13 protein-coding genes are annotated in these 13,462 nt (G+C 67.3%); 6 read left to right on the forward strand and 7 right to left on the reverse strand.

All coding sequences use genetic code 11. From position 1 onward, the window contains the following. Nucleotides 1–32: 32 nt before the first annotated feature. The 6 genes from NU688_RS02585 to NU688_RS02610 all read right to left on the reverse strand — a co-directional run bounded on the left by NU688_RS02585 (nt 33) and on the right by NU688_RS02610 (nt 4,988). A complete protein-coding gene (locus tag NU688_RS02585; RefSeq protein WP_257858987.1) occupies nt 33–809 on the reverse strand; it encodes an MBL fold metallo-hydrolase in 777 nt (258 codons plus the stop codon). A 5-nt stretch (nt 810–814) separates the two neighbouring features. After that, complete coding sequence (bamC, locus tag NU688_RS02590) at nt 815–1,906, reverse strand: outer membrane protein assembly factor BamC (protein ID WP_257858988.1); 1,092 nt, start codon at nt 1,904–1,906, stop codon at nt 815–817. 141 nt (nt 1,907–2,047) lie between these two features. After that, nucleotides 2,048–2,938 (reverse strand): 4-hydroxy-tetrahydrodipicolinate synthase, encoded by an 891-nt coding sequence (dapA, locus tag NU688_RS02595; RefSeq protein WP_080898296.1) that lies wholly within the window; start codon nt 2,936–2,938, stop codon nt 2,048–2,050. A 78-nt stretch (nt 2,939–3,016) separates the two neighbouring features. Further along, nucleotides 3,017–3,586, reverse strand: a complete 570-nt coding sequence (locus NU688_RS02600; protein WP_257858989.1) for a bifunctional 2-polyprenyl-6-hydroxyphenol methylase/3-demethylubiquinol 3-O-methyltransferase UbiG — start codon at nt 3,584–3,586, stop codon at nt 3,017–3,019. Between the two features lie 16 nt (nt 3,587–3,602). After that, complete coding sequence (locus NU688_RS02605; RefSeq protein ID WP_257860557.1) at nt 3,603–3,731, reverse strand: hypothetical protein; 129 nt, start codon at nt 3,729–3,731, stop codon at nt 3,603–3,605. Between the two features lie 33 nt (nt 3,732–3,764). Then, the gene (locus NU688_RS02610) at nt 3,765–4,988 is read right to left on the reverse strand and encodes an MFS transporter (RefSeq protein ID WP_257860487.1); all 1,224 of its coding nucleotides are present in this window, start codon (nt 4,986–4,988) and stop codon (nt 3,765–3,767) included. 154 nt (nt 4,989–5,142) lie between these two features. Between NU688_RS02610 and NU688_RS02615 the strand changes: the two genes are divergently transcribed. From NU688_RS02615 to NU688_RS02640, 6 genes are read left to right on the forward strand one after another with little or no spacing between them, the layout of a single operon-like run. Beyond that, entirely contained in the window at nt 5,143–7,131 is a 1,989-nt protein-coding gene (locus tag NU688_RS02615) for a DNA topoisomerase IV subunit B (protein ID WP_257858990.1), read from the forward strand. 23 nt (nt 7,132–7,154) lie between these two features. After that, nucleotides 7,155–8,033, forward strand: a complete 879-nt coding sequence (locus tag NU688_RS02620) for a lytic transglycosylase domain-containing protein (RefSeq protein ID WP_257860488.1) — start codon at nt 7,155–7,157, stop codon at nt 8,031–8,033. A gap of 42 nt (nt 8,034–8,075) precedes the next feature. Continuing rightward, the gene (locus NU688_RS02625; RefSeq protein ID WP_257858991.1) at nt 8,076–9,194 is read left to right on the forward strand and encodes a kelch repeat-containing protein; all 1,119 of its coding nucleotides are present in this window, start codon (nt 8,076–8,078) and stop codon (nt 9,192–9,194) included. Nucleotides 9,195–9,246: 52 nt separating this feature from the next. Then, complete coding sequence (parC, locus tag NU688_RS02630; RefSeq protein WP_257858992.1) at nt 9,247–11,652, forward strand: DNA topoisomerase IV subunit A; 2,406 nt, start codon at nt 9,247–9,249, stop codon at nt 11,650–11,652. Next, nucleotides 11,652–11,837 carry a hypothetical protein gene (locus NU688_RS02635; RefSeq protein WP_093434093.1) on the forward strand — a complete coding sequence of 62 codons (186 nt, stop codon included), beginning with the start codon at nt 11,652–11,654 and terminating at the stop codon, nt 11,835–11,837. The genes parC and NU688_RS02635 overlap by 1 nt, the downstream gene beginning before the upstream one ends. A gap of 7 nt (nt 11,838–11,844) precedes the next feature. Next, nucleotides 11,845–12,183 carry a hypothetical protein gene (locus NU688_RS02640; protein ID WP_257858993.1) on the forward strand — a complete coding sequence of 113 codons (339 nt, stop codon included), beginning with the start codon at nt 11,845–11,847 and terminating at the stop codon, nt 12,181–12,183. A gap of 20 nt (nt 12,184–12,203) precedes the next feature. On the opposite strand, the gene NU688_RS02645 is transcribed toward NU688_RS02640, so the two are convergent. Next, nucleotides 12,204–13,325 carry an MBL fold metallo-hydrolase gene (locus NU688_RS02645; protein ID WP_257858994.1) on the reverse strand — a complete coding sequence of 374 codons (1,122 nt, stop codon included), beginning with the start codon at nt 13,323–13,325 and terminating at the stop codon, nt 12,204–12,206. Between the last annotated feature and the right edge of the window lie 137 nt (nt 13,326–13,462).

A 13,462-nucleotide genomic window follows, 5' to 3' on the forward strand; every position in this document is an offset into this window, starting at 1 on the left:
TCTACTGAGGCCGTCAGCAGGTCAGCTGGCGGTCAGACATCCAGCCAGGGCGAGCCCTCGGTCGCGGTGGCGGTAAGCATTTCCGCCTCATGGCCACCCAGCGCCTCGGCCATCAGGCGCCGCACGATGTCGGGTCGGTTGTTCTGCTCGCTCAGGTGTGCCGCGACCACATGGCGCAGGCCGTCGTGGCGAACCGTGCGCGCGATCTCCGCTGCCGCTGAATTCGACAGGTGCCCGTAGTTGCCGCCGACGCGCAGCTTGAGAAAAGGTGGGTAGGCCGAGTTGGCCAAGAGGTCGCTGTCGTGGTTGAACTCGAGCAGCAGTGCATGCACACCGGCCAGGCGATTCAGGACGTGCGCGGTGGCATGCCCGAGATCGGTCAACACACCGAGCGTGCGCGCACCGTCGGTGCAGCGCAGCTGCAGCGGCTCGCGCGCATCGTGCGGCACGGTGAAGGGCTGAACGCCGATGTCGCCGACGGCGAACTCCGCATCGTCGCGCGCCAGGTTCAGACGGCCCTCGAAGTCGCGGCCGCCCGTGGCAAGCCAGGTGCCTTCGCTCATCCAGACGGGAATGCGGTTGCGCCGCGAGAGCGTGTGGGCGCAGCCGATGTGGTCGCCGTGCTCGTGGGTGATGAAGATGGCGTCGATGTCGCCGGCGGCGAGGCCCGCCTGGGCCAGCCGCTGATCGAGTTGCCGGATGCCGAAGCCGCAGTCGACGAGGAGCCGGGAGGTGCGGCCGCCGCTGGTCGCTTCGACCAGCGCGGCGTTGCCCGTGCTGCCGCTGCCGAGGCTTCGGAAGCGGAGCATGCGGGTTACTTCAGGTCGTCGGCAATGACCTTGACGATGCGCTGTGCGTTGGCCGAAGTTTCGGGCGCACCGGCTTCGTTGAGCACCGAGACGGTGGTCGATTCGCCCTGGCTCTTCACGAGGATGCGGAACTTGATCGGCTTTTCGTCCTTGGACGAACTGCTGAACAGCTTGCCGAAGAAGCCCTCTTCCTTCTTGTCGGGGTTCGGCGTCACGTAGCGCACGTAGTAGATGCCGGCGCTGCGGTCGCGGTCTTCCACGGTGAAGCCGGTGCGGTCGAGCGCCAGGCCGACGCGGCGCCATGCGCGCTCGAAGCCTTCGCTGATCTGGACCACGGGCTGGTTGCCTACGCTGGCGATGGTGGCGGTCTTCGCCGGTGCTGAGGTGGCGGCCAGGATCTTCGACTGCTCTTGCGACACGCCGAGCTTGACCATCAGGCGGCGGAGGAACTCGGTTTCGAGTTCAGGATCGCTCGGACGCGGCTGCCACACGGTCTGGTCCTGGCGCGAATTGTTGTAGACCTCCTGCATGCCGCGGTGGCTGATGAAGATCTCGGTGCCGTTGGTCGTGCGTTCGATGCGGGTGCGGAAGCGGTCGAGTTCGCCGGTCGAGTAGACCGAGTCGACCAGCTTGCCCAGCGTGCCGCGGATGATGTCCTGCGGCAGCTTGGCGCGGTTTTCGGCCCAGTCGGTTTCCATGATGCCGAGATTGCGCTGTTCGGTGGTCAGCAGGAAGCCGCTTTCCTGCCAGAAGTCCTTCACCGGGTCCCAGAGCTGGTCGGGCGTGCGGCTGACGACGATCCAGCGCTGCGTGCCCGCGCGCTCCATGCGCACGTCGCCGATGTTGGCGACGGCGGTGGGCACGCCCGGCGCGTTGGCGATGCCGGTCTGGTACGAATTGGCGGTGACTGCGCCGCCGGGCACCGCGTAGCGGTTGTCGCGCGAGAGCTGCGACAGGTCGGGCGGGACTTCGAGCGTCGGGGCCTTGCCGGCGCTCTTGTAGTCGATCTTGTCGCTCTCGAGCACGGAGCAGGCGGCGAGGCTGGCAACGAGGGTGGCCAGCAATGCATATCGCGAAAGTTGCGAAAGGTTCTTCAACGTCGTCTTCCTTGTTGGAATGGTTCGATCAATCTATGGGCCGCAGTGCCCGCCATCTCTGAGCACGGTTCGGGCAAAAGGTTGCTTAACCTTGTTGCGGTCAGGGAAAAGCGGATCGCAGGCGTGTGTTGGGGATGGGGCTCAGTTCTTGAGCAGGCCGGTGGCGCGCAGGGCGCCCTCGACCGCCGGACGGCTGGCTTCGCCGAGTTCGGTGAGCGGCAGCCTGAGGGCGCCGCCGCAGAGGCCGAGCCGGGCCATGGCCCACTTGAGCGGGATCGGATTGGGTTCGACGAACAGGTTGCGGTGCAGCGGCATCAGCTCGAACTGGATCTGCATCGCGCGCTTCACGTCGCCGGCGAGGGCCGCCACGCAGAGTTCATGCATCTTGCGCGGCGCGATGTTGGCCGTGACGCTGATGTTGCCCTGGCCGCCGCAGAGCATGAGCGCAACAGCGGTCGGGTCGTCGCCCGAATAGACGGCGAAGTTCTTGGGCAGGTCGCGAATGAGCCACTGGGCGCGTTCGATGTTGCCGGTGGCTTCCTTGATGCCGATGATGCCGGGCACCTGCGCGAGCCGAAGCACGGTGTCGTGCGCCATATCGGCGACGGTGCGGCCGGGCACGTTGTAAAGCACGACGGGCAGGTCGCCCACGGCTTCGGCGATGGCCTTGAAGTGCTGGTACTGGCCTTCTTGCGTCGGCTTGTTGTAGTAGGGCACGACCTGCAGTTGCGAATCGGCGCCAACGCCCTTGGCGAACTTGGCCAGCTCGATGGCTTCCTTGGTCGAATTGGCGCCGCAGCCGGCCATCACGGGCACGCGGCCCTTGGCTTGCTCGACCGAGACGCGGATGATTTCGCAGTGCTCTTCGACATCGACCGTCGGCGATTCGCCGGTGGTGCCGACCACGCCGAGGCAGTCGGTGCCTTCGTCGATGTGCCAGTCGATGAGTCGCCGCAGGGCGGGGTAGTCGACACTGCCGTCGTCGTGCATCGGCGTGACGAGCGCGACGATGCTGCCTGTCAGTTGCTCCAAGGGGGATCTCTTTGTCGTTGGACGAAAGCGCCGATTCTACTTACTCCGGGCACCGCCAAGGCAGCGGGGCCGGCCCCCTCAGTTTCCCTTAAGGAGGGCCCGCAGCGGCTGGCCCGCAAGGGGCTCGGGCGCACGGATGGCGGCAATACGCTGCACGAAGCGCGCCGGTTCGGGCAGGAAACCGTCCTCGTAGGCCACCACGCGCAGATCCTGGCAGGCCGCCAGCAGTTCGCCGGGCTGCAGCAGGAAGTCGGCCCGCGACGGCTTGCCCACCGTTTCGTTGCCGGCGGCGAAGGTCTCGTAGAGCAGCACGCCGCCAGGGGCCACGGCGGCCACGATGTCGGCCATGCGGGCGCGCCACAGGTAATTGGTGACGACCACCGCGCCGAAGGTCTGGCCTGTGAAGGGCCACGGGCCAGATTCGATGTCGGCTGTGACGGTCTGGCCGAAGGCGCCTGCTGCCTCAATCGCTTCCGGCGACCGGTCGACGCCCGTGACGGAGTGGCCACGCCCGGCAAACCACTGCATATGCCGGCCCGAGCCGCAGGCCACGTCGAGCACCGTGGCATCGGCGACCAGCAGGTGCGACCAGCGCACGACCCATTCCGAAGGCGCACCCGTGCCATGCAACGGCGCTACATCTTTCATAGCAATTCAGCCTGCCTCAGAAACACGACCACACCTGGTCCACCAGCGTCACCAGAAACTCCGGATGGGTATAGAGCATGAACACGCCCGCCAGCGCCGCCAGCACGGCTGCGAGCCAACTGGCGTGTGCAAAGTGGTGGCGCATCTGCGGGGTCATGGTCCGATTGTCTGTCCGCAATCAGCCCGGCACAGCCGCCGGCCGGGCCGCGCGGGCGATGGCGTGCTCCTTGACCGGCAGGTTGATCAGCGCCGCGAACACGCCCAGCGCAATCGCGATGTACCAGACGATGTCGTAGCTGCCGGTGGTGTCGTACAGGTAGCCGCCGAGCCACACGCCCAGGAACGAGCCGACCTGGTGACTCAGGAACACGAAGCCGCTGAGCATCGACAGGTGCGCCACCCCGAAGATGCCCGCCACGATCGCGTTGGTCGCGGGCACGGTCGAGAGCCAGAGAAAGCCCATCGCCGCCGAGAACACATACACGCTGACCGGCGAGATCGGCACGATCAGGAACAGCGCGATCGACACCGCCCGCGCGAAGTAGATCGCCGCGAGGATCTTTCGCTTGGCCAGCGTCTGCCCCAGCAGGCCGACCGTGTAGGTGCCGAACACATTGAAGAGCCCGATCAGCGCCAGCGCGTAGCCGGCCACGTCGGCCGACAGGCTCCGGTCGCGCAGATAGGTCGGCATGTGGATGCCGATGAAGGCCAGCTGGAAGCCGCAGACGAAATAGCCCGCCATCAAGAGGCCGAAGCTCGGGTAGCGGAAGGCCTCGCCCACCGCCTGCAGCACCGACTGTTCGCGGTGTCCGGCGAGCGCCTCGCGCTGCGGCTCGCGCAGGCCGAAGGCCAGCGGCACGATCACCAGCACCAGCACGGCCAGCACCGCCAACGCGGTCTGCCAGCCCAGGTGGCCGATCAAGCGTCCCTCGATCGGTGCCATCAGGAACTGGCCGAACGAGCCGGCTGCAGCCGCCACGCCCATCGCCCAGGAGCGCCGCTCGGCCGGAATCTGCCGCCCGATCACGCCGTAGATCACCGCGTAGGTCGTGCCCGCCTGCGCCGCGCCGATCAGCACGCCCGCGCTCAAGGTGAACAGCAGCGGAGTGGGCGAATGCGCCATGCCCAGCAGCCCCAGCCCGTAGAACACCGAGCCGCCGATCAGCACCCGGAACGCGCCGAAGCGGTCGGCCAGCATGCCCGCGAACACCCCGAAGATGCCCCACGAGAGGTTCTGGATCGCGAGCGCGAAGGAGAAGGTCTGCCGGCTCCAGTCCTGCGCCTGCGTGATCGGCTGCAGCCAGAGGCCGAAGCCGTGGCGGATGCCCATCGAGAGCGTGACGATCATGGCGCCGCAGAACAGCACCTGCTTGATCGAGAGGGTGGGCGTGGAGGCTTGCATGGCATCGAATGTAGCCATTGCGTGCTGTGGCAGGCGGGCGGGCGGCCAAAGCCATTGATGATTTATCGGGGTCGTTTCAATGCGCATCGGGCATCAAAGCGCCTGCTGTATGGGTATCCAGTTGTTTGCCGGCGACTGACTACAATCCGCCCCCATGGCGACTCCTCCCAAGACAACCTCAGATTCCGCTTCCGGCTACTCGGAAGGCTCCATCCGCGTGCTCAAGGGCCTCGAGCCCGTCAAGCAGCGCCCGGGCATGTACACCCGGACCGACAACCCCCTGCACATCATCCAGGAAGTGCTCGACAACGCCGCCGACGAGGCGCTGGCCGGCTACGGCAAGAAGATCAAGGTCACGCTGCACACCGACAACTCGGTGAGCATCGAAGACGATGGCCGCGGCATTCCGTTTGGCCTGCATCCCGAAGAAAAGGCCCCCGTGGTCGAGCTGGTGTTCACCCGCCTGCACGCCGGCGGCAAGTTCGACAAGGGCTCCGGTGGCGCCTACAGCTTCTCGGGCGGCCTGCACGGCGTGGGCGTGTCGGTGACCAATGCGCTGTCCAAGCGGCTCGAAGTTACCTCCCACCGCGAAGGCTCGATCGCCAGGCTGGCCTTCAGCGCCGGTGACGTGATCGAGGCGCTCGAAATCCGCAAGCTCGAGGCCGGCGAACGCAAGCAGGGCACCACCGTGCGCGCCTGGCCCGACGCCAAGTACTTCGAAACCGCCGCGCTCCCGATGAGCGAGCTCACCCACCTCCTGCGCAGCAAGGCCGTGCTGATGCCCGGCGTGAGCGTCACGCTGACGGTCGAGAAGACCAAGGACACCCAGCAGTGGCTCTACAAGGGCGGCCTGAGCGACTACCTCATGCAGACGCTCAACGGCGACCCGGTGATCCCGCTCTTCGAAGGCAGCGGCCATGCCGACAAGAACGCCGACAACTTCGCCGAAGGCGAGGGCGCCGACTGGTGCGTGGCCTTCACCGAAGACGGCCAGCCCGTGCGCGAGAGCTACGTCAACCTGATCCCCACCAGCGCGGGCGGCACGCACGAGAGCGGCCTGCGCGACGGCCTCTTCACCGCGGTGAAGGGCTTCATCGAGCTGCATTCGCTGCTGCCCAAGGGCGTGAAGCTGCTGCCCGAAGACGTGTTCGCACGCGCTTCGTACGTGCTGAGCGCCAAGGTGCTCGATCCGCAGTTCCAGGGCCAGATCAAGGAGCGCCTGAATTCGCGCGACGCGGTGCGGCTGGTGTCGAGCTTCGTGCGCCCCGCGCTGGAGCTCTGGCTCAACCAGCACGTCGACTACGGCAAGAAGCTCGCCGACCTCGCCATCAAGGCCGCGCAGACCCGCCAGCGCGCCGGCCAGAAGGTCGAGAAGCGCAAGGGCTCCGGCGTGGCCGTGCTGCCCGGCAAGCTGACCGACTGCGAGAGCAAGGACATCAGCCACAACGAAGTCTTCCTGGTCGAGGGCGACTCCGCCGGCGGCAGTGCCAAGATGGGCCGCGACAAGGAAAGCCAAGCCATCCTGCCGCTGCGCGGCAAGGTGCTCAACACCTGGGAAGTCGAGCGCGACCGGCTCTTCGCCAACACCGAAATCCACGACATCTCGGTGGCCGTGGGCGTCGATCCGCACGGCCCCAGCGACACGCCCGACATGAGCGGCCTGCGCTACGGAAAGATCTGCATCCTCTCCGATGCCGACGTGGACGGCTCGCACATCCAGGTGCTGCTGCTCACGCTGTTCTTCCGCCACTTTCCGAAACTCATCGAAACCGGCCACGTGTATGTCGCAAAACCGCCGCTGTTCCGGGTCGATGCGCCCGCGCGCGGCAAGAAGCCGGCTTCCAAGGTCTACGCGCTCGACGAGGGCGAACTGACCGCCACGCTCGACAAGCTGCGCAAGGACGGCGTGCGCGAAGGCGCCTGGAGCATCAGCCGCTTCAAGGGCCTGGGCGAGATGAGCGCGGAACAATTGTGGGAAACCACGCTCAATCCCGATACCCGGCGCCTGATGAAGGTCCAGCTGGGACGCTTCGACTTCACGTCCACCCAGGGCGAGATCACCAAGCTCATGGGCAAGGGCGAAGCGGCCGCCCGGCGCGAGTTGATGGAATTGCGTGCCGACGACGTCGACATCGATGTTTGACCCCCGTGACCCTCCAAGACTTCATGCGTCCGTTGTTGTTGGCCCTGCTGTTGTGCGTGCAGCAGGGGCTGGCGCACGCCGCTGACATCTACGGCTACATCGACAGCAAGGGCGTTGCGCACTTCGCCGCCGAGAAGGTCGACGAGCGCTACCAGGTGTTCTTTCGCGGCGGCCAGAGCTTCGACACGGCGCAGGGCGTCTCGCCGCTCTCGCGCAGCGGGCGCAAGCTCGATGGCAAGGTGCCGCCGGCGGCGCAGAGCCTGCTGGCGCTCTTCGAGGCCTCGCCCAGCTACAAGACCGCCAAGGCGGCGCTGCGCGATGCCTCGAACAAGCATTCGATCGACTACGAACTGCTGCAGGCGCTGATCGCCACCGAGTCGGGTTTCGATGCGCAGGCCGTCTCGCCCAAGGGCGCGATGGGCCTCATGCAGCTCATGCCAGCGACTGCGCAGCGCTACGGCGTCGCGGCGGACAAGCGCACGAGCATCGAGAAGAAGCTGTTCGACCCACGCATCAACATCGCCGCCGGTTCCCGCTACCTGCGCGACCTGATCGCGATGTTCCCGGGCCAGATCGAACTGGCCCTCGCCGCCTACAACGCGGGCGAGGGTGCGGTGCAGCGCGCGGGCAACAAGATCCCGAACTACAAGGAAACGCAGAACTACGTGCAGACGGTGCTGCAGCTCTACGTCTACCTCAAGCCCTCGGTGGCGACGGGTGGCGGCGGTGCGCGCGGCGGCAAGACGCCGGGACGCATCCGCATGGAGCTGGTGGTGCCCAAGGGCGGGGCCGTGGGCCGCGGCAACATGCCACCCGATTCGCCCGGCGGCATGCCTGCGATGCCCGACATTCCCGATCAATCGCTGGTGCCGGCCAGCGCGGCCGAGCCGCCGGTGTCCTGATCGCGCAAGCAGCCCTTTCCGCCGATGAAGAAGGAGTCCGTCATGCACCGTCGAAGCTTCGTCCTCGCGACCGCCGCCTGCGCGGTGGCCGGTGCGCGCGCCCAGCATGCGGCCACGCACGACACGCTGCCGGCCGCGCCTTCGTCGAAGGAGCCCTACGCGCGCCTGCAGGGCGGCGTGCCGCACCACATGACGCCCGAGCAGGAGTCGCAGCGCGTCACCGACAGCCCCGCACCGGCCGGTCCGCAGGGCCGATGGGTGACCCGTGCCGCCTTGCCGATCCCGCGCAGCGAAATGGCCTGGGCGACCGCCGCCATGGGCCGCATGCATGTGGTCGGCGGCTACGGCGAGGGCGCAGTCAACCGCGACTACCACCACATCTATGACCCCAAGGTCGACCGCTGGCTCGACGGCGCACCGTTGCCGCGCGGTGCCAACCACGTCGCGGTGACGGCGGAAGAGGGCAGGGTCTACGCGCTCGGCGGCTTCGTCGAGCAGAACCGCCGCTCGGACACCAACGCCTACGTCTACGACATCGCCGCCAACCGCTGGACCGCGATCGCACCACTGCCGCGCCCGCGCGGTGCGGCGGCCGCGGTCATGCTTGGTGGCTCGCTGCACCTGATCGGCGGCGCCTCGGAGCCCGCGGCCGAGCGCGCGAGCGTCGGCTGGCACGAGGTGTACGACCCGAAGGCCGACCGTTGGTCCGCGCGCAAGCCGCTGCCCGGCGCGCGCGACCACGTGGGCTGCGTCTCGCACGGCAACCAGATCCACGTGATCGGCGGGCGCTTCAACACCTTCGAATACAACACCGACCTGCACCACGTCTACCTGCCCACGCGCGACACCTGGGAGCTGCGCTCGCCGCTGCCCACCGCGCGTTCGGGCCACGGCCTTGTGGTGTACAGGGGGCGCTTCTTCGCCATGGGCGGAGAGGGCGGCTTTCTCGTGGGCGGCGTGCCGCGCCAGGCCAAGGTGTTCGGCCAGATGGAAAGCTACGACCCCGTGGACGACACCTGGCAGCGCCATGCACCGATGACCACGCCGCGCCATGCCGTCGGCGCCGCGGCGATCGGCGACTTCATCTACGTGGCCGGCGGCGGCGCGGTGCTCGGCGGTGCCGTGCAGTCCGCGGTGCACGAGGCTTTCACCCTGGGCTGAACGCGAACCAAGCGCGCGGCCTGCAGCAACTGTTTTTCTTTCTCTCTTCTTCATGGACGACTCCCAACCTCCGCTCGATCTCGCAGGTCCCACCGACGGCGACACCACCCTCACGCTGGCCGACTACGCACAGACCGCTTATCTCGAATACGCGCTCAGCGTGGTCAAGGGCCGCGCGCTGCCCGATGTGTCCGACGGCCAGAAGCCGGTGCAGCGGCGCATTCTTTATTCGATGTCGCGCATGGGCCTCGGCTTCGGCGGCACCAACGGCACCGTGGGCGCCAAGCCCGTCAAGAGCGCGCGCGTGGTCGGCGACGTGCTTGGCCGCTTCCACCCGCACAGCGACCAGGCCGCCTACGACGCGCTGGTGCGCATGGCGCAGGATTTCTCGCAGCGCTACCCGCTGGTCGACGGCCAGGGCAACTTCGGCAGCCGCGACGGCGACGGTGCCGCGGCCATGCGCTACACCGAGGCGCGGCTCGCCCGCATCACCAGCCTCTTGCTCGACGAAATCGACGAAGGCACGGTCGACTTCATTCCCAACTACGACGGCAGCACCGAAGAGCCGCGCCTCCTGCCCGCGCGCCTGCCGTTCACGCTGCTGAACGGCGCGAGCGGCATCGCGGTGGGCCTTGCCACCGAGATCCCGAGCCACAACCTGCGCGAAATCGCCGACGCCTGCGTCGCGCTGATCAAGTCGAACGGCAAGCTCAGCGAAGAAGAGCTCTTCGCCATCGTGCCCGGTCCCGACTACCCCGGCGGCGCACAGATCATCAGCGGCGCGAACGACATCGCCGACGCCTACCGCACCGGCCGCGGCTCGCTCAAGGTGCGCGCGCGCTGGAAGATCGAAGACCTCGCGCGCGGCCAATGGCAGCTCGTGGTCAACGAACTGCCGCCCGGCGTGAGCACGCAGAAGGTGCTCGAAGAGATCGAGGAAATCACCAACCCGAAGGTCAAGGCCGGCAAGAAGGCGCTCTCGGCCGACCAGACGCAACTGAAGGCCGCGATGCTGTCGGTGCTCGACGTGGTGCGTGACGAGTCGAGCAAGGACGCCGCCGTGCGCCTGGTGTTCGAACCCAAGACCTCGCGCATCAGCCAGGAAGAGTTCATCACCACGCTGCTCGCGCAGACCTCGCTCGAAACCTCGTCTTCGATCAACCTGACGATGGTCGGTATCGACGGCAAACCGACGCAGAAGTCGCTGCGCCAGATGCTCACCGAGTGGATCGCGTTCCGCGAGATCACCGTCGAGAAGCGCTCGCGGCATCGCCTGAACAAGGTGCTCGAGCGCATCCACATCCTCGAGGGCCGGCAGCTGGTGCTGCTGAACATCGACGAGGTGATCGCGATCATCCGTGCGGCGGAAGACCCGAAGGCGGCGCTGATCGCGCGTTTCAACCTCAGCGAACGGCAGGCCGAGGACATTCTTGAAATCCGCCTGCGCCAACTCGCGCGGCTCGAAGCCATCAAGATCGAGCAGGAACTCAAGGGCCTGCGCGAAGAGCAGAAAAAGCTCGAAGACATCCTCGGCAGCCCGGCCACGCTGCGTCGCCTGCTGATCAAGGAAATCGAGGCCGACGCCAAGACCTTCGAAGACCCGCGCCGCACGCTGATCCAGGCCGAGAAGCGCGCCGTTGCCGAAGTGAAGGTGGTCGACGAGCCCGTCACCGTGATCGTGTCGCAGAAGGGCTGGGTCCGTGCGCAGAAGGGCTGGGCCAGCGAGAAGGCCGGCGCGAACGGTGGCAACGGTTCCGCAGCGCCCGAGTACAGCTTCAAGTCCGGCGACGCGCTCTACGGCGCCTTCGAGTGCCGCAGCGTCGACACGCTGCTGGTCTTCGGCTCCTCCAAGGACAAATCGGTGCGCGTCTACACCGTGCCCGTGGCCTCGCTGCCCGGCGCGCGCGGCGACGGCCAGCCCGTCACCACGCTCATCGAGCTCGATGCCGGCACGCACGTCACGCACTTCTTCGCTGGACCGGTGGGCGCGAGCGTGCTGCTGGCCAACACCGGCGGCTACGGCTTCATCGCAACGGTCGAGAACATGATGTCGCGCCAGCGCGGCGGCAAGGCCTTCATCGACGTGGGCGAGGGCGAACAGCTCTGCCGTCCTTCGCTGGTGGGCGGCGCGAGCGGCGCCGAGCCGATGCCGGCCGCCACGCACGTGGCCTGCGCCTCGACCGGCGGCCGCATCCTGACCTTCGACATCGCCGAGCTCAAGAGCCTGCCCAAGGGCGGCCGCGGCCTCACGCTGATCGACCTGGAACCCAAGGACACCCTCGCGGGTGCCGCGGCCTACACGCGCAGCGTGAAGATCGAAGGCATCGGCCGCGGCGGCAAGGAGCGCGACGAGACGCTGGAGATCCGCACCCTCAACAACGCGCGCGGCACCCGTGCGCGCAAGGGCAAGGCGGCCGACCTGGGCTTCAAGCCGGCCAGCATCGTGCGGGTGTTGTGATGGGCGGCATCGACATCAGCGTCATCGGCCTGTTCATCGCGGTGGTCACCGGCCTTGCCAGCTTCCTGGTGGGGCGGCACTTCCGGATGAAGCGGGCGGCCAAGCGGCGCGAGAAGGACCGCGCCGCGGCGCAGGCCATCGAGACGCGGCAGGTGCGCCGGGCGCGCGAGCGGCGCGAACGTTGAGGCGGAAGTGGCGGCAACGATCCTGCTGACCCATCGCGGCGGCAAGACGAGAACCGTCCGCCTTGGGTTTTCGTGGTTCGCGTTTCTTCTGCCCATGCTCTGGGCGATTTCCGAAGGACTGTGGCGCCCCTTCGGCCTCGCCCTTCTGGGGGGCGCCTTCGCGAAATTCTCGATCGACGTCTATCGCTCTTCGGGCTCGGCGCTGGTGGCGACAGCCGGTTTGCTCGGGTACGTCGTGCTCATGTTCCTGTTCGGATGGTTCGGCAAGAAGTGGCTCGTTGCCGATCTGCTGAAGCACGGGTATGTCGAACAATCGCTTCCTCTCGCCGAACCGACGACGAACTGACTGGCAGCAAGAGGGTCAGGCTAACGCAGCCCCTGCCACCACCGCGTATTGGTCCGCGCCTGCCCCACCGTCACCACCTCGCCGATCACCGGCGTCGCCAGCTCGATCTTCTTGGCCTCGGTGAGGCTCGCGATGCGGTCCAGCGGGTCGTGCCAGGTGTGGAAGGAGAGGTCGAAGGTGCTGTTGTGTACCGAGAAGAACACCTTGCCGCGCAGGTCCTCGAAGGCCTGCACGCTCTGCTCGGGCGTCATGTGCACGCCGGGCCAGTAGGCGTCGTAGGCGCCGTTTTCCATCAGCGCCAGGTCGAAGCCGCCGAAGCGCTCGCCGATCTGCTTGAAGCCCTGGAAGTAGCCCGAGTCGCCGCTGTAGAAGATGCGCTGCTCGCCGCTCTGCACCACCCATGAGGCCCACAGCGTGCGGCCGCGGTCGGCGAGCGTGCGGCCCGAGAAATGCTGGGCGGGCGTGGCGGTGAGCTTCACGCCGTCGTGCTCGGCGTCCTGCCACCAGTCGAGCTCGGTCACGCGCTCGGCGGGCACGCCCATCACCACCAGCCGCGAGCGCACGCCCAACGGCACGAAGTAGCGCTTCACGCTTTTCGAGAGGTATTCGATGGTCGCCACGTCGAGGTGGTCGTAGTGGTCGTGCGAGAGGATCACGCCCTCGATGGGCGGCAACTGCTCCAGCGTGAGCGGTGGCTTGTGAAAGCGCTTCGGGCCGGCCCACTGCACGGGCGACGCGCGCTCGCTGAACACGGGGTCGATCAGCCAGTACTTGCCGCGCAGCTTGAGCAGGTGCGACGAGTGGCCCAGGCGCACCACGTGGTTGGCCTTGGTGTCGAGCGCATCCAGGTCCTTGGTGCTGATTTCGCGCACCGGGATCGCATCGACCGGCACCGTGTCGACCTTGCTGCCGACGATGAAACGCGACCAGATGCGCCAGGCGCTGGCCGAGGGTTTCTCGTCGGGGTTGACCATGTTCTGGAAGACGCCGTCCCGGAACTGCGGCGAGCTGTCGTAGCGCGTTTCACCGCCACCGGCGGCGCTGCAGCCCGCGACGAAGGCGCAGCCGACTGCGGCGAGCGCCGTGCCCCGGCGCAGGAGTTGGGGCAGGTAGGACCCCTGCGAAGCCGAATCGTCAGCCATGGAAAGAACCTCTGGACGTGTGTTTGTGTTGAGGCGCGAGACTATCGCGAGCCGATGTTTCAATGGTTTCAAGGACAGAAACATTCGGCGGACAGGGGAATTTCGGGGCGGGCTCGCCGTGCCCGGCCAAGTCTGTC

Source organism: Variovorax sp. ZS18.2.2, assembly GCF_024701975.1.
Lineage (GTDB): Bacteria > Pseudomonadota > Gammaproteobacteria > Burkholderiales > Burkholderiaceae_C > Variovorax.